20 protein-coding genes and 4 tRNA genes are annotated in these 23,356 nt (G+C 70.2%); 7 read left to right on the top strand and 17 right to left on the bottom strand.

The genetic code is table 11. The annotated features are described in order from the left end of the window. The 5 genes from ABZZ20_RS16695 to ABZZ20_RS16675 all read right to left on the bottom strand — a co-directional run. Positions 1-2,022: DEAD/DEAH box helicase (locus ABZZ20_RS16695; protein ID WP_356870123.1), on the bottom strand; the 2,022-nt coding region annotated here is incomplete at its 3' end. A 277-nt stretch (positions 2,023-2,299) separates the two neighbouring features. After that, positions 2,300-2,806: a hypothetical protein gene (locus ABZZ20_RS16690; protein ID WP_356870122.1), complete on the bottom strand. Its 507-nt coding sequence runs from the start codon at positions 2,804-2,806 to the stop codon at positions 2,300-2,302. 176 nt (positions 2,807-2,982) lie between these two features. Further along, positions 2,983-3,357, bottom strand: coding sequence for a fluoride efflux transporter CrcB (gene crcB / locus ABZZ20_RS16685; protein WP_356870121.1), 375 nt, complete (start codon positions 3,355-3,357; stop codon positions 2,983-2,985). Continuing rightward, positions 3,354-3,848, bottom strand: coding sequence for a CrcB family protein (locus ABZZ20_RS16680; protein WP_356870120.1), 495 nt, complete (start codon positions 3,846-3,848; stop codon positions 3,354-3,356). The genes crcB and ABZZ20_RS16680 overlap by 4 nt, the downstream gene beginning before the upstream one ends. Further along, a complete protein-coding gene (locus ABZZ20_RS16675) occupies positions 3,845-4,195 on the bottom strand; it encodes a metallopeptidase family protein (protein ID WP_266787084.1) in 351 nt (116 codons plus the stop codon). Before ABZZ20_RS16675 ends, ABZZ20_RS16680 begins: the two co-directional genes overlap by 4 nt. A gap of 127 nt (positions 4,196-4,322) precedes the next feature. On the opposite strand from ABZZ20_RS16675, the gene ABZZ20_RS16670 reads away from it, so the two are divergent. The 3 genes from ABZZ20_RS16670 to ABZZ20_RS16660 all read left to right on the top strand — a co-directional run bounded on the left by ABZZ20_RS16670 (position 4,323) and on the right by ABZZ20_RS16660 (position 4,606). Continuing rightward, positions 4,323-4,395 (top strand) — tRNA-Glu (locus tag ABZZ20_RS16670). 38 nt (positions 4,396-4,433) lie between these two features. Further along, positions 4,434-4,507: transfer RNA gene (locus ABZZ20_RS16665), tRNA-Asp, on the top strand. Positions 4,508-4,529: 22 nt separating this feature from the next. Beyond that, positions 4,530-4,606 (top strand) — tRNA-Phe (locus tag ABZZ20_RS16660). Positions 4,607-4,641: 35 nt separating this feature from the next. Here the strand turns inward: ABZZ20_RS16660 and ABZZ20_RS16655 are convergent. The 3 genes from ABZZ20_RS16655 to ABZZ20_RS16645 are packed head-to-tail and all read right to left on the bottom strand — an operon-like array spanning position 4,642 to position 6,880. Next, positions 4,642-5,526 (bottom strand): cytochrome c biogenesis CcdA family protein, encoded by an 885-nt coding sequence (locus ABZZ20_RS16655; protein WP_356870119.1) that lies wholly within the window; start codon positions 5,524-5,526, stop codon positions 4,642-4,644. After that, positions 5,523-6,263: a thioredoxin domain-containing protein gene (locus ABZZ20_RS16650; protein ID WP_356870118.1), complete on the bottom strand. Its 741-nt coding sequence runs from the start codon at positions 6,261-6,263 to the stop codon at positions 5,523-5,525. Before ABZZ20_RS16650 ends, ABZZ20_RS16655 begins: the two co-directional genes overlap by 4 nt. Positions 6,264-6,316: 53 nt before the next feature. Next, entirely contained in the window at positions 6,317-6,880 is a 564-nt protein-coding gene (locus ABZZ20_RS16645; RefSeq protein WP_356870117.1) for a hypothetical protein, read from the bottom strand. Between the two features lie 111 nt (positions 6,881-6,991). Between ABZZ20_RS16645 and hrpA the strand changes: the two genes are divergently transcribed. Further along, positions 6,992-10,915 carry an ATP-dependent RNA helicase HrpA gene (gene hrpA / locus ABZZ20_RS16640; RefSeq protein ID WP_356870116.1) on the top strand — a complete coding sequence of 1,308 codons (3,924 nt, stop codon included), beginning with the start codon at positions 6,992-6,994 and terminating at the stop codon, positions 10,913-10,915. 83 nt (positions 10,916-10,998) lie between these two features. Further along, positions 10,999-11,072 (top strand) — tRNA-Asp (locus tag ABZZ20_RS16635). A 690-nt stretch (positions 11,073-11,762) separates the two neighbouring features. On the opposite strand, the gene bldC is transcribed toward ABZZ20_RS16635, so the two are convergent. Beyond that, positions 11,763-11,969: a developmental transcriptional regulator BldC gene (gene bldC / locus ABZZ20_RS16630; RefSeq protein WP_003949541.1), complete on the bottom strand. Its 207-nt coding sequence runs from the start codon at positions 11,967-11,969 to the stop codon at positions 11,763-11,765. 541 nt (positions 11,970-12,510) lie between these two features. After that, positions 12,511-13,365 (bottom strand): hypothetical protein, encoded by an 855-nt coding sequence (locus ABZZ20_RS16625; protein WP_356870115.1) that lies wholly within the window; start codon positions 13,363-13,365, stop codon positions 12,511-12,513. Positions 13,366-13,557: 192 nt separating this feature from the next. Here ABZZ20_RS16625 and ABZZ20_RS16620 point away from each other — a divergent pair, with 192 nt between their 5' ends. Both ABZZ20_RS16620 and ABZZ20_RS16615 read left to right on the top strand, forming a co-directional pair. After that, the gene (locus tag ABZZ20_RS16620) at positions 13,558-14,685 is read left to right on the top strand and encodes a Glu/Leu/Phe/Val dehydrogenase dimerization domain-containing protein (protein WP_356870114.1); all 1,128 of its coding nucleotides are present in this window, start codon (positions 13,558-13,560) and stop codon (positions 14,683-14,685) included. Between the two features lie 281 nt (positions 14,686-14,966). Beyond that, complete coding sequence (locus ABZZ20_RS16615) at positions 14,967-15,230, top strand: DUF3073 domain-containing protein (RefSeq protein ID WP_356870113.1); 264 nt, start codon at positions 14,967-14,969, stop codon at positions 15,228-15,230. A gap of 106 nt (positions 15,231-15,336) precedes the next feature. Here the strand turns inward: ABZZ20_RS16615 and purM are convergent, their stop codons facing one another. The 7 genes from purM to purS all read right to left on the bottom strand — a co-directional run bounded on the left by purM (position 15,337) and on the right by purS (position 23,198). Then, the gene (gene purM, locus ABZZ20_RS16610) at positions 15,337-16,407 is read right to left on the bottom strand and encodes a phosphoribosylformylglycinamidine cyclo-ligase (RefSeq protein ID WP_352211346.1); all 1,071 of its coding nucleotides are present in this window, start codon (positions 16,405-16,407) and stop codon (positions 15,337-15,339) included. A gap of 119 nt (positions 16,408-16,526) precedes the next feature. Continuing rightward, a complete protein-coding gene (purF, locus tag ABZZ20_RS16605) occupies positions 16,527-18,044 on the bottom strand; it encodes an amidophosphoribosyltransferase (protein ID WP_356870112.1) in 1,518 nt (505 codons plus the stop codon). Positions 18,045-18,172: 128 nt separating this feature from the next. Continuing rightward, the gene (locus ABZZ20_RS16600; RefSeq protein ID WP_356870111.1) at positions 18,173-18,991 is read right to left on the bottom strand and encodes an META domain-containing protein; all 819 of its coding nucleotides are present in this window, start codon (positions 18,989-18,991) and stop codon (positions 18,173-18,175) included. A gap of 36 nt (positions 18,992-19,027) precedes the next feature. Next, complete coding sequence (locus ABZZ20_RS16595) at positions 19,028-19,819, bottom strand: sterol carrier family protein (protein WP_356870110.1); 792 nt, start codon at positions 19,817-19,819, stop codon at positions 19,028-19,030. 198 nt (positions 19,820-20,017) lie between these two features. Beyond that, positions 20,018-22,267, bottom strand: coding sequence for a phosphoribosylformylglycinamidine synthase subunit PurL (gene purL / locus ABZZ20_RS16590; RefSeq protein WP_356870109.1), 2,250 nt, complete (start codon positions 22,265-22,267; stop codon positions 20,018-20,020). Further along, positions 22,264-22,944: a phosphoribosylformylglycinamidine synthase subunit PurQ gene (gene purQ, locus ABZZ20_RS16585; RefSeq protein ID WP_356870108.1), complete on the bottom strand. Its 681-nt coding sequence runs from the start codon at positions 22,942-22,944 to the stop codon at positions 22,264-22,266. Before purQ ends, purL begins: the two co-directional genes overlap by 4 nt. 2 nt (positions 22,945-22,946) lie before the next feature. Further along, positions 22,947-23,198: a phosphoribosylformylglycinamidine synthase subunit PurS gene (gene purS, locus ABZZ20_RS16580; RefSeq protein ID WP_008740952.1), complete on the bottom strand. Its 252-nt coding sequence runs from the start codon at positions 23,196-23,198 to the stop codon at positions 22,947-22,949. Positions 23,199-23,356: the final 158 nt, after the last annotated feature.

Raw genomic sequence — 23,356 nt, 5'->3', positions numbered from 1 at the left:
ACCGGACGGACGGTCATCACGACGGAAACCACCACGGTCGCCACCACGGTCGTCACGGTTGAACCCGCCCGACGGACGGTCATCGCGACGGAAACCACCGGACGGACGGTCGCTGCCGCCGGAACGGAAACCACCGGACGGACGGTCATCACGACGGAAACCACCACGGTCGCCACCACGGTCGTCACGGTTGAACCCGCCCGACGGACGGTCATCGCGACGGAAACCGCCACCACGGTTGTCGTCACGACGGTCGCCGCCGGAGCGGAAGCCACCGGAGGGGCGGTCGTCACGGCGGAAGCCACCGGACGGACGGTCGTCGCGACGGAAGCCGCCACGGTCGCCACCACGGTCGTCACGACGGTTGTCGCGGCGCTCGTAGTTGCCGCGCTCGTCGCGGGACTGGAAGGCGGGGCGCTCGTCGGCGACCGGTGTGGCCGCGACGGCTGCCGCGACCTCGGCCTCGGCGGCCTCGGCCACCTCGGCGACAGCGGCCTCCGGGTCCTCGCCGCGCTCGCGCGCGGAGCGGGCGACCAGGCGGTCGGCCTCCTCGCGCAGCTCGGCGGCGCGGCGCGTCAGGCGCTCCAGCTGCTTGGTGAGGTCGGCGACCTCACGCTCGGCCTGCTTGGCGGCGTTGTTCGCGGAGTCGGCCTGGACCTCGGTCAGCGAACGCGCACCGGTGATCTCGGCGACCTCCGGGTCGAAGGCGCCGGCGCCCTGGACGATGTGGCGCGAGGCGTCGACGCCCGCGTCCTCCATCAGGCGGAAGATCTGGCGGCGCTGGTGCGGCAGGGCGAGGGAGACCACGACACCCGACTTGCCGGCGCGGGCGGTACGGCCCGAGCGGTGCAGGTAGTCCTTGTGGTCGCCGGCCGGGTCCACGTTCAGGACCAGGTCGATGCCGTCGACGTGGATGCCGCGGGCGGCGACGTCGGTGGCGACGAGCGCGTTGACGTAGCCGTCCTTGAAGTCCGCGAGGACGCGGGTGCGGGCACCCTGCGTCATGCCGCCGTGCAGTGCGTCGGCCTTCACGCCGGCCTCGACGAGCTGCTCGGCGATGCGGTCGGCGCCCAGCTGGGTGCGGACGAAGATGATGGTGCGGCCCTTGCGGGCGGCGATGGCGGCCGTGACCGGCGCCTTGTCCTTCGGCTTCACGACGAGGACGTGGTGCGTCATGGTCGTGACATTGCCCTGCGCGCTGTCGACCTCGTGCGTGACGGGGTTGGACAGGTAGCGCTTGACCAGGGTGCCGATCTCGTTCTCCATGGTGGCGGAGAAGAGCATGCGCTGGCCGCCGCCGGGGATCTGGTCGAGCAGCTCGGTGACCTCGGGCAGGAAGCCCAGGTCGGCCATCTGGTCGGCCTCGTCGAGCACGGCGACCTCGACGTTCTCGAGGGAGCAGGCGCCACGGTTGATGATGTCGCGCAGACGGCCCGGGGTGGCGACGAGGACGTCAACACCGCGCTCCAGGGCGTAGATCTGGTTGCCCATGGAGGTACCGCCGCAGACGACCTTCATCTTCAGGCCGAGCACGTCGCCGTACGGCTGGAGGGCGTCCGCGACCTGCATCGCGAGCTCACGCGTCGGCGTGAGGATGATCGCGCGGGGCTTCTTCTTCTCGGTGTGACCACCCGCCAGGCGGGCCAGGGTGGGCAGACCGAAGGAGAGGGTCTTGCCGGAGCCGGTACGGCCACGGCCGAGGATGTCCTTGCCGGCCAGGGCGTCCGGGATGGTCGCGGCCTGGATCGGGAAGGGGGAGGTGACGCCGTTCTGCGCGAGCTTGCGCACGACGCCCTCGGGCAGACCGAGGTCGCCGAAGGTGATGGTGGGCTCGGCGTCGGCCTCGTCGGCGTCGGCGTCGAAGGACTGGTCGGTCGTCACGTCGGCCTCAAGAGCCTCGATGATCTCGTCCGCCTCAGCGGCCTCGATCGCCTCGGTGACCACAAGGGCCTCGACGGCGTCGACGATCTCGTTCGAGTCGTTCTCGGGCATGACGGCACGGTCAGAACTGGAAATGGACATGCGAAATGCGAAACCTTCCGGAGTCTCGGCACGCGCCCAAACTCCGTGAATCGCAAATCGACCGCCTCAATGCGGTCAGCCACGGCTAGGGAGAGTACGCGCCACACGGCGCTCTTCGGATTCGGCGCCGGGCAATGGGATCAAACGATCTATAACCATACGCACCCTCCCCCGGGTCTGGCAAGTCGTTCCGGCTCGATCCGCCCTGACCTGCGACGATCCCCTCGGTCCGGGGCCCCCGGCAGCCCCCGGCGACGTCCCGCGTCCGGTCCCGCGACTAGACGGTGGACGAGACGCTGGGCACCGGCGTGGGGGGTGTCGGGGTGGGCGGAGTGGCGGAAGTCACGGGCGGTTCCGGGCTCGGCGACTGGACGGGCGGGGTGACGTGCGTCCCACCGGAGCCACTGCTTCCGGATCCGCCCGAGCTGGGCTGCTGGGGACCCTGGCCCCCTGCGCCGCCCCCCGGACCGGCCGACGGCGAGGGGGCTCCGGGCCGGGCGGCGGGCGCGCCCGGGCTGGGGGAGGCGCCGGTGGCACCGGACGCCTTGCCGTCCTCGGCGGGCCTTCCGTCCTCGCCCGCCGCACCGGCCTTGTTGGCACCGTGACCGTTGCCGTGGATCCCCGACGCCTTGCCGGAAACGGAACTCCCGCCCGCCTCGGTGACGCCCTTGCGGTTCGCCGGGGAAGAGGGCCCGGGCTTCGCGGCGTCCTCGCCGACACTCATGCAGCCCGCCGTGGCCGCGACCGCGAGCGCGGTGACGGCCAGTCGGAGGGAAGCGGACATCTGGCGCACGGGGCACCTCCGGATGGGCGGTCAGGGTCCGCGGTGAGCGGGTCAATGTGCCCAACTCCCTTTGCCCCGTAAGAGACACGCTCTTGGGGACACCGCCCGTCCGCGATCCGCCCGCCCACCCGCCGGGTCCGCTCGGGCGGACCGACCCGCGCGCCCGCCGGAAGGCCTCAGGCGAGCAACTGCCGGGCCACCTGCGACCCCAACGTCACGGCGCCCAGCCCCACCAGCACCGAGGCCGCCACGTTCGCCGCCGCCAGGAACCTCCAGCCCCGCTCGTACAGCCGCAGCGTCTCGTACGAGAACGTCGAGTACGTACTCAGCGCCCCGCACAGCCCGGTCCCCAGCAGCAGGCTCAGGCGGGTGGACGCCGCACCGGCCAGCACCGCGCCCGTGAGCAGCCCGAGCACCAGGCAGGCGAACGCGTTCACCACGAAGGTCCCCCACGGGAAGACCGAGTCGTGGCGCACCTGCACGGCACGGTCCGTCAGGTAGCGCAGCGGAGCACCGACGACCGCGCCCAGCACCACCAGCAGCCAGCTCACGCCCACCTCCGCACCACGAGGCGGGTCACCGAGGCCGCCGCCCACACCGCGAGCAGCGCCGCCACCACCGTGAGCCCGGCGTACGCCAGCGCCGTCACGGCCTCCCCCGCGTCCAGCAGTCGCGAGAACTCCACCGCGTACGTGGAGAAGGTGGTGAACCCGCCGAGCACACCGACCCCGACGAACGGCCGGACCAGCGGGTGCGGCGCCGACCGGCCGCCCTCGCTGATCAGCACCATCAGCACCCCGATCAGCGCGCAGCCGGCGACGTTGGTCCAGAAGGTCGCCCACGGGAACGCCCCCGGCCCGGCCGGCCACAACAGCGCCGCCCCGTACCGGGCCGAGGCGCCGAGCGCACCGCCCGCCGCGATCACGCCGAGCACGTGCCCAGGCCGTTCGGCGTACTGCCCGGGCACATGGAGGTCGACGTCCGGATCGATCGCCTCGGCACCCTCGACCGCCGCGGTGCCCTCGACCGGCTGCGGGCTCATCCGTAGCCCAGCGCGTGCAGCCGGTCGTCGTCGATCCCGAAGTGGTGGGCGATCTCGTGGACCACCGTGACCTCCGTCTCCGCGATCACGCTCTCCCGGTCCTCACACATCCGCAACGTGGGGTTCCGGTAGATGGTGATCCGGTCCGGCAGCACGCCGGCGTACCACTCGCCGCGGTCCGTGAGCGGGGTCCCCTCGTACAGTCCGAGCAGCTCGGGATCGTCCGCCGGCGGTTCGTCCTCGACGAACACCGCCACGTTGTCCATCAGCCGCGTCAGCTCCGGTGGAATCCGGTCCAGGGCCTCTGCGACGAGCTCTTCGAACTCCTCGCGCGTCATCTCCAGCACGCGGCCATTGTCCCTCCGGTGGGGGCGCCTCCCCTCGTACGGGAGAAACCGTTTTGGCGATAGCTCCCCGGATCCCATATGCTTCTCACGTCCCCGACGCGCTGGAAAGCGCCCAGGCGGGCCTTTAGCCCTCATCGTCTAGTGGCCCAGGACGCCGCCCTTTCAAGGCGGTAGCACGGGTTCGAATCCCGTTGGGGGTACGCATTACTGTGTGCAAGACTTGTCTCGCACACTGCAAGGTCCTGTGGAGCAGTTGGTTAGCTCGCCACCCTGTCAAGGTGGAGGTCGCGGGTTCAAGTCCCGTCAGGATCGCTGAGGCCGGAAACGGTCTCGTGGCTGGGTAGCTCAGTTGGTACGAGCGATCGCCTGAAAAGCGATAGGTCGCCGGTTCGACCCCGGCCCCAGCCACCACAAGAAGGCCCCGTCCTCGGACGGGGCCTTCTGCGTTATCCCTTCCCCTCCGCGGCGTCCGCGGTCCCGGTGGTCTCCCCGGTCTCCCCTGTCTCCGCCGCCCCGCGCCCCGCGCGGCGCCACTGCGTGAGGCCGACCGCCGCAGCCCCCGCCGCCACGAGCCCGAGCAGCGCCCAGTCCGGTACGCCGTCCGCGACCGCCCGGACCCGCTGCTCCACCGCGTACGAGTCGTCCACGTCCAGTAGCCCCGGCAGCGCGCTCGCCCCGTCGTACGCGAGGAACAGCGCGCCCAGGGCGATGAAGAACAACCCGGAGAGCAGCGAGGTGGTGTGCAGCTCGAAGCGGCCCACCCGAACGGCCCGGCCGCGCAGCCAGCGCCGCCGGCCCAGGTCGAACCGCTCCCACAGCAGCGCCAGCAGGAACAGCGGTACGGCCATGCCCAGGGCGTACACCGCCAGCAGCAGGCCGCCGTACAGCGGGCTGCCGCTGACCGCGGCCACCGTGAGGACGCTGCCCAGGATCGGGCCGGCGCAGAATCCGGCCAGCCCGTACACCGCGCCCAGCGCGTACACCGACACGACGGTGGTCGGCCGGATCCTCCCCGACAGCTCCGAGATCCGCTTCGGGGCGAAGCCCAGGCCCAGGATCTGCGCGAGCCCGAGCGCGATGATCAGCCAGCCTCCGACCAGCACCAGTTCGTCGCGGTTGCCGTGGAAGAACCGTCCGGCGTACGAGCCGGCCGTGCCCAGCGGTACGAGGGTGCTCGCGAGGCCGGCGTAGAAGATCCCGGTCCGCGCCAGCAGCCGCGAGGCGGAGTCGATCGAGTACGCGAAGAACGCGGGCAGCAGCAGCGCGCTGCACGGGCTGAGCAGCGCGAGGAGGCCGCCCAGCAGGGCGGCCAGGTAGCCGATGTCGCTCACTTCGCGGTCCGCGCCTTGGCCTGGGCGATCGCCGCGGCGAAGGCGTCGAACGACTGGGCGCCGGCGACGGGCTGCCCGCCCACCAGGAAGGACGGGGTGGAGCTGACCCCGATGCCGTAGCCCTCCTCCTGGTCCTTGCGGAGGGCTGCCGCCGCTTCCTCGCCGGCCATGTCCTTCGTGAAGCGCTCCAGGTCCGGGACCCCGGCCTCGCGGGCCAGCTCCAGCAGCCGCGCCTGCCCGAAGCCCTTCTCCTTGGCTCCCGCGGCGTACGCGGCGGCGTGGAACTGCGGGAACCGGTCCTGCTGCCCGGCGGCCCAGGCGGCCCTGGCGGCGGCCTCCGACTCGGCTCCGAAGATCGGGAAGTTGCGCCACTCGATGCGCAGGGTGCCGTCCTCGACGTACTTCTTCACCAGTTCGGGTTCGGTGTCGCGGGCGAACTTGCCGCAGTACCCGCACTTGAAGTCGTAGTACTCGATCAGGACCACGGGGGCGTCGACCCGGCCGACGGCGAGCTTGTCGCCGGACGCCCGCCGGGCGAGCTTGGCCAGCTCGGCATGGACGTCGGAGGCCTTGGGCGCGGACGCCGAGGAAGAGGTCCTGGCGGGGGCCTTCTCGGGGGTGGTGGCTTGCCAGGACACGAGCCCGAGGGCGACGGCGGCGAGCGCGACCCCGGCGGAGATCAGCAGCGGCTTGCGGCGGGAAGAGGAAGAGGAGGGCTTGCGGGTGGAAGAAGACATACGGGTACTCCAGAGCTACGGGTGAAGAACTGACCGGCGGTGGACCGGTCCTCCTAGACCCGCATCACCGAGAGCTCCACCGGCCCCGGCGCCGCCCGGTCGGGCCCCCGTACGCAGAGCAGCGCCCGGGGGATCGCGCACGGCGCCCCGCCACCGCAGAGCACGGACCGACTCGCGGCCGGTATCCCCTGTTCCGCATGCCCGCCGGCTCGCGCGGGAGCGCTCGGGGTCCTGTCCGGCCCCGCCGGCCCCGGATCGCACGACGGTCCGCCGTCCGGCAGGCCTGCCCGGACGGTCACACGGTCCGCGCGGGCCGTGCCGGTCGTGCCTGCATCCGGTGCGGGCAGCACCTGCACCGCCCCCGACGGCCGGGCGGAGGCACCGGCACCGGCACCGGCACCGGCACCGCGGAACGGGCCGCCCAGGTCGGCAGGTCCCTGCGGGGCCTGCGCCGCGAAGGCCGCCCGCAGGGACGGGCCGGCAGGCCCGGACGAAGCGTGCGCCGAGGCGAAGCCCGCGACCGCGGCGATGCAGAGCAACAACCACACCAGGAGCGGCACCAACAGGGGCAGCTGCACGGCGGCCATCGACCGGCCGCGGTGCGTGCTGCTCGGCATACGTGGGGCCTCTCACGGAAGGGGGTTGGCTGACTCGTCCCGAAATGTTACGGGTCCACCCGACAAATACGTTCGCCACCCGGAGGGACCAGGTGAGATCCTCGACCAGGTATGTCTACTTCCTTCGCCGCCCTGCAGACGCTTCTCGGTGAGATCTCCCTCCGCGACGCGCACCGCCTCGGCCGCCGCCTCGAAGGCGCCCGCCGCATCCGCAAGCCCGAGGCCAAGCAGGCCGTGCTCGACGAGATCGCCGCGGAGGCCGAGAAGGCCGCCGCGCGACTGGCCGGCCGCGCCTCGCGGATGCCGGAGGTCACGTATCCCGAGAACCTGCCCGTCAGCCAGAAGAAGGACGAGATCGCCGAGGCGATACGCGACCACCAGGTCGTGATCGTCGCCGGTGAGACCGGTTCCGGCAAGACCACGCAGATCCCGAAGATCTGCATGGAGCTGGGCCGCGGTGTCCGGGGCATGATCGGGCACACCCAGCCCCGTCGGATCGCCGCCCGCACGGTCGCGGAGCGGATCGCCGAGGAGCTGAAGTCCGAGATCGGCCGGACGGTCGGCTGGAAGGTCCGGTTCACCGACCAGGTGGACCAGGACGCGACCTTCGTGAAGCTGATGACGGACGGCATCCTGCTCGCCGAGATCCAGACGGACCGCGAGCTGCGCGCGTACGACACGATCATCATCGACGAGGCCCACGAGCGGTCCCTCAACATCGACTTCCTCCTGGGTTACCTGTCCCAGCTGCTCCCGAAGCGCCCCGACCTCAAGGTCGTGATCACCTCGGCGACCATCGACCCGGAGCGCTTCTCCCGCCACTTCGGCGAGGCCCCGATCGTCGAGGTCAGCGGGCGGACGTACCCGGTGGAAGTCCGTTACCGACCCCTCCTCGAAGAGGACTCCGAGGACAGCGACCGCGACCAGATCACCGCCATCTGCGACGCCGTGGACGAGCTCCAGGCGGAGGGCCCGGGCGACATCCTGGTCTTCCTCTCCGGTGAGCGCGAGATCCGCGACACGGCGGACGCGCTCATCAAGAAGAAGCTGCGCTTCACGGAGGTGCTGCCGCTCTACGCCCGCCTCTCGCACGCCGAGCAGCACCGCGTCTTCCAGCAGCACACCGGACGCCGGATCGTCCTGGCCACGAACGTCGCCGAGACCTCGCTGACCGTCCCGGGCATCAAGTACGTGATCGACCCGGGCACCGCCCGGATCTCCCGCTACAGCCACCGCACCAAGGTCCAGCGCCTGCCCATCGAGCGGATCTCGCAGGCCAGCGCCAACCAGCGCAAGGGCCGCTGCGGCCGTACCAGCGACGGCATCTGCATCCGGCTCTACTCCGAGGACGACTTCAACGGCCGTCCCGAGTTCACGGACGCCGAGATCCTGCGCACGAACCTGGCCTCCGTCATCCTCCAGATGACCGCGGCCGGCCTCGGCCAGATCGAGAAGTTCCCCTTCATCGACCCGCCGGACCACCGCAACATCCGCGACGGCATCCAGCTCCTCCAGGAGCTCGGGGCCCTGGATCCGACCGAGAAGGATCCGTCGAGGCGGCTCACGCAGATGGGCCGCCAGCTCTCCCAGCTCCCCGTGGACCCGCGCCTGGCCCGCATGGTCGTCGAAGCCGACAAGAACAACTGCGTCCGCGAGGTCATGGTCATCGCGGCGGCCCTGTCCATCCAGGATCCGCGCGAGCGACCCTCGGACAAGCAGACCCAGGCCGACCAGTACCACGCCCGCTTCAAGGACGAGACGAGCGACTTCCTCTCGTTCCTGAACATGTGGCGCTACGTCCGCGAGCAGCAGAAGGAACGGGGCTCGTCCTCCTTCCGCCGGATGTGCAAGCAGGAGTACCTGAACTTCCTGCGGATCCGCGAGTGGCAGGACATCTACTCGCAGCTGCGCACGGTCGCCAAGGGCATGGGCATCCACGTCAACGAGGCCGATGCGCCCGAGCAGCACGTCCACGTCTCGCTGTTGGCCGGCCTGCTCTCGCACATCGGCCTGAAGGACACCGACAAGAACGAGTACCTGGGTGCCCGCAGCGCCAAGTTCGCGGTGTTCCCGGGTTCGGCGCTCTTCAAGAAGCAGCCGAAGTTCCTCATGTCCGCGGAGCTGGTGGAGACCTCGCGGCTGTGGGCCCGGGTCAACGCCAAGGTGGAGCCCGAATGGGTCGAGCCGCTCGCGCAGCACCTGATCAAGCGCACGTACAGCGAGCCGCACTGGGAGAAGGACCAGGCGGCGGTGATGGCGTACGAGAAGGTCACGCTGTACGGCGTGCCGATCGTCGCCCAGCGGAAGGTCAACTACGGCCGGATCGACCCCGAGGTCTCGCGCGAGCTGTTCATCCGCAACGCCCTGGTCGAGGGTGACTGGCGGACCCACCACAAGTTCTACGCCGACAACCGCAAGCTGCTCACCGAGGTCGAGGAGCTGGAGAACCGGGCGCGGCGCCGCGACATCGTGGTCGACGACGAGACCCTCTTCGACTTCTACGACCAGCGGATCCCCGAGCACGTGGTGTCCGGGGCGCACTTCGACTCGTGGTGGAAGCACAAGCGGCGCGAGGAGCCCGAGCTCCTCGACTTCGAGCGCGAGATGCTGCTCACCGAGAAGGCGGCCGGGGTCACGAAGGCCGACTATCCGGACTCCTGGCGGCAGGGGCAGCTGAAGTTCCGCGTGACGTACCAGTTCGAGCCGGGTGCGGACGCGGACGGCGTGACCGTGCACATCCCGCTCCAGGTACTGAACCAGGTCACCGACGAGGGCTTCGACTGGCAGATCCCGGGTCTGCGGGAGGAAGTCGTCACCGAGCTGATCCGGTCCCTCCCGAAGCCGATCCGCCGCCACTACGTACCCGCCCCGAACTACGCGACGCGCTTCCTCGACACCGCCGTGCCGCTTCAGGAGCCGCTGCCGGTGACGCTCGCGCGCGAGCTCCAGCGGATGGTCGGGGTGCCGGTCTCCGCCGACGACTTCGACCTCACCCGTATCCCGGACCACCTGAAGATCACCTTCCGGATCGTCGACGAGCGCCGCAAGAAGGTCGCCGAGGACAAGGACCTGGAGGCGCTGCGGCTGCGGCTCAAGCCGAAGGCCCGCCAGGCCCTCTCCAAGGCCGCCGCGGCCACCGCCGAGCGGGCGGGCGGGGAATCGGTGGAGCGCAGCGGTCTGACGGACTGGACGATCGGCACGCTGACCAAGGTCTTCGAGGCCCGACGGGCCGGCCAGCCCGTGAAGGCGTACCCGGCCCTGGTCGACGAGGGGGCGAGCGTGGCCGTACGCCTCTTCGACACGGAAGCCGAGCAGCAGCAGGCGATGTGGCTGGGCACCCGCAGGCTGATCCTCCTCAACATCCCGGTGAACCCGGCGAAGTTCGCCTCGGACCACCTCACCAACCAGCAGAAGCTGGCGCTGTCCCGCAACCCGCACGGCTCCATCCAGGCGCTCTTCGACGACTGCGCGACGGCGGCGACCGACAAGCTGATCGCCGACCACGGCGGACCGGCCTGGGACGAGGCGGGCTTCCGCAAGCTCTACGAGGCGGTACGCGCCGACCTGGTGGACACGACCGTGCGGACGGTGAGCCAGGTGCAGCAGGTACTGGCCGCCTGGCAGGCCTGTGAGCGCCGCCTGAAGGCCACGAACAGCCTGTCCCTGATGGCGAACGTGCAGGACGTCAGGACGCAGCTGGCGGCCCTCGTGCCGGCGGGCTTCGTGACGTCGACCGGCCTGCGCCGGCTGCCGGACCTGATGCGCTACCTCGTGGCGGTGGACCGGCGGCTCCAGCAGATGCCGACGGGCGCCCAGCGCGACACCACGCGCATGGAGAAGGTCCACGAGATGCAGGACGAGTACGCCTGGCTGCTGGAGCAGCTCCCGAAGGGCCGGCCGGTGCCGGCCGCGGTCACCGACATCCGCTGGATGATCGAGGAACTCCGGGTCAGCTACTTCGCGCACGCGCTCGGGACGGCGTACCCGATCTCCGACAAGCGGATCGTGAAGGCGGTGGACGCTGCGGCCCCGTGACGGGCTCGGCGGATGGGTTCGACCGCACCCCCTGAGCTGCTGTACAGTCTGATTCGCAGCCACGCCGGTACGGCTGCGAACGAGGTCCTGTGGAGCAGTTGGTTAGCTCGCCACCCTGTCAAGGTGGAGGTCGCGGGTTCAAGTCCCGTCAGGATCGCAAGGAAGAGCAGGGCCCGTATCCCCAGGGATACGGGCCCTGTTGCGTGGGCCCTGTTGCGTGGGCCCTGTTGCGTGGGCCCTGTTGCGTGGGCCCTGTCAAGCCACTGTCGCGTGGGCGCAGGGCTGTGGGGGCGGGGCGGCGGCTAAGGGGCCGTCAGCCCTCAGGGGGCGAGGGGGCCGGGCGGGCGACCCGTACGGCGCTCCGAGCGCCACTGGAGGCCGTCGAGCCCCCGCTGCGCCGCCCCGGGAGCAGGCGATCACCAGCCGTCACGGTCGAGCCGTCCGGCCGTCATCCGGGGCCACCCACGGAACGGCTCGGTGCGCGAAAATCGCCCGTCTGCATGAGGCGCTCTGCGAGACACGTCCCCTTACGGGTGCATTGAGGGATGCACAAGAGTGACAACCTGTGACGGGAGTCACCACATGAGTTTTTGGAACTCACACATTTATCACGCCCCTACGCGTGCTCAATTTAATATGTGCAATGGCACCCACCTCGCCGGCGCCCTCCATCGACCCGCTCCTGCCCGTCACCGGGCATAAAAAAGATCGCGCTGGACCCGGCGGAGTCCAGCGCGATCGAACGATGAGAACCTGTTGGGGCAGGCCCGACCGTTTGAAGCCATGTGGGTTTCATCGGATTGGGGGACCCGATTCAGACCCGGTAAAGCGGGGTGCTTACGCGACCTCAGGCCTCGCTGCGCTGCTGCGGAATTCCCGCGAGCAGTGCGCGAACCTCGGCCTCGCGGTAACGGCGGTGTCCACCCAGGGTGCGGATGGACGTGAGCTTGCCAGCCTTGGCCCAGCGGGTCACCGTCTTCGGGTCCACGCGGAACATCGTGGCAACCTCAGCCGGGGTCAGCAGCGGCTCGGCATCAGGGGTGCGAGCGGTCATGAGCGGCCTCCTCGGGAGAACCGAACCATCTCGGTTCTTTCCTCTAAATTCTGCACCTTGGCCCGCGTTGCCCGAAATGGACATACGCGGGCCGAGTCGGTTATAGGACGAACGGCTTGTCCTCGGCACTACAACTACACCATCCGTCCAGCCTCGACGGCCAAACCGATGGAATTGCCCTCCGAGGTGTTCATCAGCGGCGGAAGCCGATGGACCATCCCATAACGGACAGTCACCCCACTGTGACGATCAGTCACAGAGCGATCAGGAGTCGTCAGGACCCCCCGCAGAGTGCAATGCCGAGCATTCCGCCCTTAGTTGGGCGGAAGGAACCCTCCCCGGACTCCTTGTCCTATTTTGGCACGAGGGTAGGGGAAGGGCGCAAGGGTGTGGTTAGTGCGGTCCGTCACGCTTGGGCCAATGGCCCGTATCGGGACGAAGGTCCTGGAACCAAGACCTGAATATGGTGATCAAGCCTCTGATCAGCGACTTGTCGCTGATCGACCGATACGCGCCGTACGGGTGCCCCGCGGCTCGTGCATCAGTTCGCGAACAGTCTCTCCCGAACCTCCCGCCAGCGTTCCGCCAGATCCTCGTACGCCTCCGCAGCCGCGAACTCGTCGCCGGCCCGCAGCGCCGCCAGTCCCGCGGCCACGTCCCGGGCCGAGCGGTCCGCCGCCAGCCGGTCCGCCGGCAGTGCGTGCACCAACCCCCCGTAGTCGAGTTCGACCATCGAGCGCGGGTGGAACTCCTCCAGCCAGCTCCCGACCTCCACCAGCCCCTCCGCGAGGGCCTCGTACCCCTCCGCCTCCCGCAGAGTGCGCAGGGCCCGCGCGAGCCTGCGCCGGGCCTGCACCATCGGCGTCCGGTAGCGCATCCGCTCGCCGGCCAGGTACTCCCGCTCGTCATCGGCCACCAGCACGAACCAGCGCAGTGGCACCTGCCACACCGCCGTACGGATCCACGGGCGCGCATCCGGGTTCCGCTCGCGCCAGCGCTCGTACTCCTCGGTGGCCTGCCGCCTCGCCGCCGGCGGGAGCGCCGCGTCCAGCACCGGGAGCGGGAACTGCACGACCAACTCCTGGAGCGCCAGCCAGCCGCGCAGCCGGGTCCGCCACGGGCAGACCAGCACCACTCCGTCGACCTCCGTCGTGAAGGCGTCCGCGCTCTCGTGCGCGGGGACCCCGACCACCGGCACCCGGACCAAATCGGAGAGCGAGCGACGCAGTTCGTCCTGGGCGGTGGGCACCACCCCACGGCGGGCGTACGAGGCCCAGTGCGTGCGCTCCGGCTCCGCGAAGGCCGCCAAGGGCTCGTAGACGCGCAGGTAGGAGGCGTACGGGACGGTCGGCGCCGAGCGCGCCGAGGGCAACCTGGGGTCGGAGGATTCGCTCACGCTCTCGTACTCCCCCGCACCGCCCGGCGCTACTCCGCCGCGCGTCCGCCGACCTCCGTCGAGACCCGCCCGTACTCCGGGAGTGTTTCGATCTCTGGACAGGTCGCCTACGTGCGCCCCGCAGGTCTTACTCTGCTCCCAGCGCGCCCTCCCCCACCCGCAGGGCGGGCGTCATTCCGCCGCATCTCTTCCATGGGAGTCACCACCGTGACCGAAATGACCGACGGCGTCCTGCACACCCTGTTCCGCACGGAACAGGGTGGCCACGAGCAAGTCGTGCTGTGCCAGGACCGAGCCTCTGGCCTGAAGGCCGTCATCGCCATCCACTCCACCGCCCTGGGCCCCGCCCTCGGCGGCACGCGCTTCCACGCGTACGCCTCGGACGAGGAGGCCGTCCTCGACGCGCTGAACCTCTCGCGGGGCATGTCGTACAAGAACGCCCTCGCCGGTCTCGACCTCGGTGGCGGCAAGGCCGTGATCATCGGCGACCCGGACGTGCTGAAGTCGGAGGAACTGCTTCTGGCCTACGGCCGGTTCGTGGAGTCCCTCGGCGGCCGCTACGTGACGGCCTGCGATGTCGGCACCTACGTCGCGGACATGGACATCGTGGCCCGGGAGACCCGCTGGGCGACCGGTCGCTCCCCCGAGAACGGCGGCGCCGGCGACTCCTCCGTGCTCACCGCCTTCGGTGTCTTCCAGGGCATGCGGGCCAGCGCCCAGCACCTGTGGGGCGACCCGACCCTGCGCGGTCGCAAGGTCGCCGTGGCCGGCGTCGGTAAGGTCGGCCACTACCTGGTCGACCACCTCCTGGAGGACGGCGCCGAGGTCGTCATCACGGACGTGCGCGAAGAATCGGTGCGCCGGGTCCTCGACAAGCACCCGCAGGTCACCGCCGTGGTCGACACGAACGCGCTGATCCGCACCGAGGGCCTGGACATCTACGCCCCCTGTGCCCTGGGCGGCGCGCTGAACGACCACTCGGTACCCGCCCTGACCGCCAAGGTCGTGTGCGGCGCCGCCAACAACCAGCTCGCCCACCCGGGCGTGGAGAAGGACCTCGCGGACCGCGGCATCCTCTACGCGCCCGACTACGTGGTGAACGCGGGCGGTGTCATCCAGGTCGCCGACGAGCTGCACGGCTTCGACTTCGACCGCTGCAAGGCCAAGGCCGCGAAGATCTTCGACACCACCCTGGCCATATTTGCTCGCGCGAAGGCAGATGGGATTCCGCCGGCCGCTGCGGCCGACCGGATCGCCGAGCAGCGGATGGCGGACGCCCGCGCCGCGAAGGCCGCCGCCACGGCTGCCGACCCCTCCTAAGGGGCCCTGCGTGCGCCCGCCGGGGTTGCGGGGAGACGGAACTCACTGCACTTCGGCGGGTCGCCCGCCAGGAAAGGGTTAAAATCGCAGCTGACCAGCGAGGACGGGGCGCCTCATTGGTCCTGCACCGGGGCACGTCATGCGGGCGGCGTACCGTATGGCCGCGGAAGCAGGTACCGTTAAACCCCTACGGACGGTCTCTCCACGGAGAGCCCGCTCCGAACCATGAACGCGTGTCAGACTCTGGGGCCGTCGAGCCCCGTCACCGAGGGGGTCGAGCCATGGGGCGCGGCCGGGCCAAGGCCAAGCAGACAAAGGTCGCCCGCCAGCTGAAGTACAACAGCGGCGGGACTGACCTCTCGCGTCTGGCCAATGAGCTGGGCGCATCGCCGACGGAACCGCTGCTGCCTGTCAGCGAGCCGGTCGAAGTCGATGACGATCTGGACGACGACGACCCGTACGCCAAGTACGCGGATCTGTACAACAGCGATGACGACGACGAGGACGAAGAGTCCGGCCCGTCGCCACAGCGTCGCGGCGCTTGACGCTTTCGCATGTGCACCACTCGGGTGGCAGCAACCAGCTGACCCCGGCTGAGCAACACATGAACCCGGTCCAGGGCCTCGCCCCGGACCGGGTTTCAGTGTTGTCTCAGCTCGCGTAGGCGCCGGTCAGGGTCGCGCCCTCGGTGTGCGCGCCACGGTCCAGGATCTCTCCCGCGACCCACGCGTCCACGCCCCGGTCCGCCAGTGCGGTCAGGGCCACGTCCACCGACTCCTGCGGGACCACGGCCATCATGCCGACGCCCATGTTCAGGGTCTTCTCCAGCTCCAGCTGCTCGACCTGTCCGGCCTTGCCCACCAGGTCGAAGACCGCGCCCGGCGTCCAGGTGGAACGGTCGACCGTGGCGTGCAGGTGGTCCGGGATGACCCGCGCCAGGTTCGCCGCGAGGCCGCCGCCGGTGATGTGCGAGTACGCGTGGACCTCGGCCGTACGGGTGAGGGCCATGCAGTCCAGCGAGTAGATCTTCGTCGGCTCCAGGAGCTCCTCGCCGAGGGTCCGGCCGAGCTCCTCGACGTGCTGGTCGAGCGACATCCCGGCGCGGTCGAAGAGGACGTGCCGGACCAGCGAGTACCCGTTCGAGTGAAGCCCGGAGGACGCCATGGCGATGACGGCGTCACCCGTACGGATGCGATCCGCGCCGAGCAGGCGGTCGTACTCCACGACACCCGTGCCGGCGCCCGCCACGTCGAAGTCGTCCGGACCCAGCAGTCCCGGGTGCTCGGCGGTCTCGCCGCCCACCAGGGCGCAGCCTGCGAGGACACAGCCCTCGGCGATGCCCTTGACGATCGCCGCGACACGCTCGGGGTGGACCTTGCCCACACAGATGTAGTCGGTCATGAAGAGCGGCTCGGCACCGCAGACGACGATGTCGTCCATGACCATCGCGACGAGGTCGTGGCCGATGGTGTCGTAGACGCCCAGCTGACGGGCGATGTCCACCTTCGTGCCGACCCCGTCGGTGGCGGAGGCCAGCAGCGGACGCTCGTAGCGCTTGAGGGCGGAAGCGTCGAAGAGACCGGCGAAACCGCCGAGGCCACCGAGGACCTCGGGGCGCTGGGTCTTCTTCACCCACTCCTTCATCAGCTCGACGGCGCGGTCCCCCGCTTCGATGTCGACGCCCGCAGCTGCGTAGCTGGCACCGGTGGTCTTCTCTGTCATGACAGGGAGAGCTTTCGTGTCGTTACTGCGTGTGATGCTGGGCCCCGGGGCGGGTGACATTTCCGTGGCCTGAAAGACAGGGCCCAGCGCAGGTCGAGCCAGGGTTGCGGGCCGAGGCTCTACGGGCGGCGGAGCGCGTCGGCGGCATCGGTGCCGCCGGCCAGCTCGCTCTCCAGGAGCTGCTTGCCCAGGAGCTGCGGGTCGGGCAGCTCCATGGGGTACTCGCCGTCGAAGCAGGCACGGCAGAGGTTGGGCTTCTGGATGGTCGTCGCCTCGATCATCGAGTCGAGCGAGATGTACGAGAGCGAGTCCGCGCCCAGTGACGTGGCGATCTCGTCGACCGTCATGCCGTTGGCGATCAGCTCGGCCCGGGTGGCGAAGTCGATGCCGAAGAAACACGGCCACTTCACCGGCGGCGAGGAGATCCGGATGTGGACCTCGGCCGCGCCGGCCTCGCGGAGCATCTTGACCAGGGCGCGCTGGGTGTTGCCGCGGACGATCGAGTCGTCGACGACCACCAGGCGCTTGCCCCGGATGACTTCCTTGAGGGGATTGAGCTTCAGGCGGATGCCCAGCTGGCGGATCGTCTGCGACGGCTGGATGAAGGTCCGGCCGACGTAGGCGTTCTTGACCAGGCCGGAGCCGTAGGGAATCCCGCTGGCTTCGGCGTACCCGACGGCGGCGGGCGTGCCGGACTCCGGCGTCGCTATCACCAGGTCGGCGTCGACCGGAGCTTCCTTGGCCAGGCGTCGGCCCATCTCGACACGCGAGAGGTAGACGTTCCGGCCGGCGATGTCCGTGTCCGGGCGCGCCAGGTAGACGTACTCGAAGACACAGCCCTTGGGCTTTGCTTCCGCGAATCGAGAGGTGCGCAGACCGTTCTCGTCGATCGCGATGAGCTCGCCCGGCTCGACCTCGCGGACGAAGCTGGCTCCGCAGATGTCGAGGGCGGCGGTCTCACTCGCGACCACCCAGCCGCGCTCCAGGCGGCCGAGGACCAGCGGGCGGATGCCCTGCGGGTCACGGGCGGTGTAGAGGGTTCCCTCGTCCATGAAGACGAGGGAGAAGGCACCCTTGACCTGCGGGAGGACCTTGACGGCCGACTCCTCGATGGTCAGGGGCTTGCCCTCGTCGTCCGTCTGGCCCGCCAGCAGGGCGGTGACCAGGTCGGTGTCGTTGGTGGCCGCCACCTGGGTGGCGCGGCCGTCCTGACGGGGGAGGTCGGCGACCATCTCGGCGAGCTCGGCGGTGTTCACCAGGTTGCCGTTGTGACCCAGGGCAATCGAGCCGTGGGCGGTCGCGCGGAAAGTGGGTTGCGCGTTCTCCCAGACGGAGGCTCCGGTGGTCGAGTAGCGGGCGTGACCGACCGCGATATGACCCTGGAGCGAGCCGAGAGAGGTTTCGTCGAAGACTTGGGAAACGAGGCCCATGTCCTTGAAGACGAGGATCTGGGAACCGTTGCTCACAGCGATTCCCGCGGACTCTTGTCCACGGTGCTGCAGCGCATACAGTCCGAAGTAGGTGAGCTTGGCGACCTCTTCACCCGGTGCCCAGACACCGAAGACGCCGCAAGCGTCCTGGGGGCCCTTTTCACCGGGGAGCAGGTCGTGGTTGAGTCGTCCATCACCACGAGGCACGCTTCCGAGTGTAGGCGAGATCGACCACTGGTCCGAATTGGGGACAGCCCGTAAAAGTCACAGTGCGGACAGTCGGGTAACCCCTGCGGAGGGTGACCGCCCCGGCCTCCTCCGGTGCGGCCCTGACCTCATTCGGCGGCGGAGGCGGCCTCGGCGCCGACGCCCTTGCCGTCGGCGGCGGTGAGGGTCAGGGCGTCGCCCCGGACCTTCCAGGTGAGCGGGCCGCTGCCGAACAGTTCGGTCAGCGTCCGCTCCAGTTCGCCCGCCGGGCCCGGGCAGGCCATCCGCGTGGTGGTCAGCGGCCCGAAGGTGACCTTCTGGCCCTCGATCGTGGCCCGGGCGCTGAACCGGTTGCAGCCGAGGCTGCCGCTCGCGGTGCCGTCGGCGCCGATGGTGAAGGTGGCCCTGCCGGCCACCTCGGCCGGGACGGAGGAGACCGTTCCACCGCTGACCAGGGAGGTCACGCCCCACTCGGTCACGGTGAGCGGAGCGTCCGGGGTGGGGGGCTGCGAGCTCATCAGCAGGGTGCTCCCGTCGGTCGTCTTCAGCGTGAGCACGTCCGTCCGGCGCTCGACGGTCAGCCGGCCCGTGAACAGCGCGGCGAAGGCCTGCTCGAACTCCGAGTTCTCGCAGGCCATGGTGGTGGTGGGGCCCGGCTTCACGGTCACGGCGGCAGCACCCTCGGGGGTCACCTCGGCCGTGAAGCCGTTGCAGCCGTAGTTCCCCGTGGCGGCGTAGGGCTCACCCGGCGAGAAGGTCACCCGGGCAGCGGCCGGCGCCGTGAGCGTCTTCCCGCCCACGGTCAGGCTCTGCACGGACCAGGTTCCGCTCGGGCCGGAGGACGGGTACGTGCCGGGCGCACCACCACCGTCACTACAGGCGGTGGCGGCGGCAGCCAGGGTCAGGAGGGCGACGAGGGCGGCGGGGAGGTGCCGAAGCGTGCGCATGTCCCTGGGACGGACGCCGTGCACAGGCGGTTCCCCTCAGCTCATCACCGGCAGCAGGGCCGCCAGGTCGGCCCGCTCACCACTGGCCCTGACCTGCGCGTTCGCTAGGGCATCGGCCCAGTCCGTACGTCCGGTGGCCAGCCGGAGCCAGGTCAGCGGGTCGGTCTCCACCACGTTCGGCGGGGTGCCGCGGGTGTGGCGGGGCCCCTCGATGCACTGGACCACCGCGAAGGGCGGGATCCGTACCTCCACCGAGCCGCCCGGGGCCTTGAGCGCGAGGGCGTCGGCGAGCAACCGGGTGCAGGCGGCCAGGGCCTGCCGTTCGATCGGGATGTCCACGCCGGCGGCCCGGTTCAGGTCGTCGGTGTGCACCACCAGCTCCACCGTCCGGGTAACGAGGAAGTCGGCCAGCGTCATGTCCCCGACCCACAGGTGCAGCACCCGGCCGCCGGGGTTCGCGGCCAGCGCCTCGGCCAGGCGGGCGCCGGCGACCTCGTACAGCTCGGCCAGCGGGGCGCCGTCCAGGGTCTCCTTGGCCGCCTCCGCGATCTTCCCAGCCAGGGAGGCGGTGGCGGAGGGCCACTCGACGGCCGCCAGCTCCGCTACGGCGGCCGGCGGCCGGGCGAGCCCGCTCGCCAGCGAGTCGGCGATCCACGCGATGTGCGCGGCCAGGTCGGCCACGCTCCACGCGCCGAGGCCGCTGTCCCGCCCGAGCTGCTCGGGGCCCAATTCCCGTACGGCGTCTGCGATGTGCCCGAACTGCGCGGTGACGGCCGCGCGGATCTTCGCGGGGTCGTAGGTGCGCGGCCTCTTCTTGGCGGGTGGCATGACCCGACCCTATCCGGGGAGGCTGACGCCGGTGCAGCCACGCCGCACAGCCGACTTCCCGGACGCAGACCTCTCGCAGACGCAGGCTGCATCCGTGGCACAGGCCACCGGCCTGCACGGGACAGGACGGCACGGGACGGCACGGCACGAGCCCCTGTCCGGAACGTTCCGGACAGGGGCTCGGCAGTGAGAGCGGGATCAGGCGAGCAGCGCCGGGATCGTCGCCTCGTGAGCGGTACGCAGTTCCGCGAGCGGAATCGTGAACTCGCCCTGGACCTCGATCTCCTCGCCGTCGACCACACCGATGCGGGCGGCGGGCAGGCCCCGCGCACTGCACATGTCGGTGAAGCGGAGCTCCTCGCTGCGCGGGACGGCCACGATGGCCCGGCCCGCCGACTCGGAGAACAGGAAGGTGAACGCGTCCAGACCCTCGGGCACCACGATCCGTGCACCGTTGCCGCCACGCAGGCAGGACTCGGTGAGCGCCTGGATCACGCCGCCGTCGGACAGGTCGTGCGCCGCGTCGACCATGCCGTCGCGGGAGGCCGAGATCAGGATCTCGCCGAGCAGCTTCTCGCGGCCCAGGTCCACCTTGGGCGGCAGGCCGCCCAGGTGTTCGTGCACGACCTGGGACCAGGCCGAGCCGCCGAACTCCTCGGCGGTGTCGCCCAGCAGGTACAGCAGCTGGCCGGCCTCCGCGAACGCCATCGGCGTACGGCGGTTGACGTCGTCGATCACGCCGAGGACCGCCACGACCGGGGTCGGGTGGATCGCGACGTCACCGGTCTGGTTGTACAGCGAGACGTTGCCGCCGGTCACCGGAGTGCCCAGCTCCAGGCAGCCGTCCGCGAGACCGCGGGTGGCCTCGGCGAACTGCCACATGACGCCCGGGTCCTCGGGCGAGCCGAAGTTCAGGCAGTCGGAGATGGCCAGCGGCTTGGCTCCGGTCGCGGCGACGTTGCGGTACGCCTCGGCCAGCGCCAGCTGCGCGCCCGTGTACGGGTCGAGCTTGGCGTAGCGACCGTTGCCGTCGGTGGCCATGGCGACGCCGAGGTTGGACTCCTCGTCGATGCGCACCATGCCCGCGTCCTCGGGCTGCGACAGGACGGTGTTGCCCTGCACGAAGCGGTCGTACTGGTCGGTGACCCAGGACTTCGAGGCCTGGTTCGGGGAGGAGACCAGGGCCAGGACCTGCGCGCGGAGCTCCTCGGAGGTCTGCGGGCGGGGGAGCTTGTTCGCGTCGTCCGCCTGGAGTGCGTCCTGCCACTCGGGGCGGGCGTACGGGCGGTGGTAGACGGGGCCCTCGTGGGCGACGGTGCCCGGGGGCACGTCGACGATCTGCTCGCCGTGCCAGAAGATCTCCAGGCGCTCGCCGTCGGTCACCTCACCGATGACGGTGGCGATGACGTCCCACTTCTCGCAGATCTCCATGAAGCGGTCGACGTGCTGCGGCTCGACGATCGCGCACATGCGTTCCTGCGACTCGCTCATGAGGATTTCCTCGGGCGAGAGCGTCGCGTCGCGCAGCGGAACGGTGTCCAGCTCCACGCGCATGCCGCCGGAACCGGCGGAGGCCAGCTCGGAGGTGGCGCAGGAGAGCCCGGCGCCGCCGAGGTCCTGGATGCCCGCGACCAGCTTCTCCTTGAAGATCTCCAGGGTGCACTCGATGAGGAGCTTCTCCTGGAAGGGGTCGCCGACCTGGACGGCGGGGCGCTTGGTCGGCTTGGTGTCGTCGAAGGTCTCGGACGCGAGGACCGAGACGCCGCCGATGCCGTCGCCGCCCGTGCGGGCGCCGTAGAGGATGACCTTGTTGCCGGGGCCGGAGGCCTTGGCGAGGTGGATGTCCTCGTGCTTCATCACGCCGATGCAGCCGGCGTTGACCAGCGGGTTGCCCTGGTAGCAGGCGTCGAAGACGACCTCGCCGCCGATGTTCGGCAGACCCAGGCAGTTGCCGTACCCGCCGATGCCCGCGACGACGCCCGGCAGGACGCGCTTGGTGTCGGGGTGGTCGGCCGCACCGAAGCGCAGCGGGTCCACTACGGCGACCGGGCGGGCGCCCATGGCGAGGATGTCGCGGACGATGCCGCCGACGCCGGTGGCCGCGCCCTGGTAGGGCTCGATGTACGAGGGGTGGTTGTGCGACTCGACCTTGAAGGTGACCGCGTAGCCCTGACCGACGTCGACGACGCCGGCGTTCTCGCCGATGCCGACGAGCATGGCCGTGTTCTCGGGGGCCTTCTCACCGAACTGCTTCAGGTGGACCTTGCTGCTCTTGTACGAGCAGTGCTCGGACCACATGACCGAGTACATGGCGAGCTCGGCGCCCGTGGGGCGGCGGCCGAGGATCTCCCGGATGCGGGCGTACTCGTCCTCCTTGAGGCCGAGCTCCTTCCAGGGCTGCTCCGAGTCCGGGGTCTCGGTGGCGTGCTTGACGGTGTCGAGAGTCATGCGGAGACCAGCTTCTTCAGGATCGAGGTGAAGAATCCGAGGCCGTCGGTGCGGCCCGTCCCGATCAGCGGCTCGACCGCGTGCTCGGGGTGCGGCATGAGGCCGACGACGTTGCCCGCGGCGTTGGTGATGCCGGCGATGTCGCGGAGCGACCCGTTCGGGTTCACGTCGAGGTACCGGAAGGCCACGCGGCCTTCGGCTTCCAGCTCGTCGAGCACCCGCTCGTCGGCGACGTACCGGCCGTCCATGTTCTTGAGCGGTACGGAGATCTCCTGGCCGGCGGTGTAGTCGCCGGTCCACGCGGTCTCCGCGTTCTCCACCCGCAGCTTCTGGTCGCGGCAGATGAAGTGCAGGTGGTTGTTCCGGAGCATCGCCCCCGGCAGCAGGTGGGCCTCGGTGAGGATCTGGAAGCCGTTGCAGATGCCCAGGACGGGCATGCCGCCCTTGGCCTGCTCGATGATGGTCTCCATCACCGGCGAGAACCGGGAGATGGCCCCGGCGCGCAGGTAGTCCCCGTAGGAGAAGCCGCCCGCGAGGACGACCGCGTCGACCTGGTGCAGGTCCTTGTCGCGGTGCCACAGCGAGACCGGCTCGGCCCCCGCGAGGCGGACGGCGCGCAGCGAGTCACGGTCGTCCAGCGTTCCTGGGAACGTGACGACTCCGATGCGAGTGGTCACCGTCAGGCCTCGACCTTCACGGTGAAGTCTTCGATGACGGTGTTGGCGAGGAACGTTTCGGCCATCTTGTGGATGCGGTCGAGGGCGGCCTGGTCGACCGGTCCCTCCACCTCCAGCTCGAAACGCTTTCCCTGGCGGACGTCGGCGATGCCCTCGAAGCCCAGGCGCGGCAGTGCACGCTGCACCGCCTGGCCCTGGGGGTCGAGGATCTCCGGCTTGAGCATGACGTCGACTACGACGCGTGCCACTGGCACTCCCGGTGGGTGGTTGGTGCGAAGGCGGTTCCCTCAGCGTACCCGGCCGAAATTTCTACGCGGGTAGATATCCGCCAGGCGTGATCGTCGACCGGTTTCGGCTTCACCAACGCTTCGCAAAATCCACCGGAAAACCACGCGCCCGGGATTGCGGCGGG

The organism is Streptomyces sp. NPDC006430 (assembly GCF_040612395.1).
In the GTDB taxonomy this organism is placed as follows: Bacteria; Actinomycetota; Actinomycetes; order Streptomycetales; family Streptomycetaceae; genus Streptomyces.
Note: the sequence above shows the minus strand (reverse complement) of the source record. Positions and strands in the feature narration are given on the sequence as shown.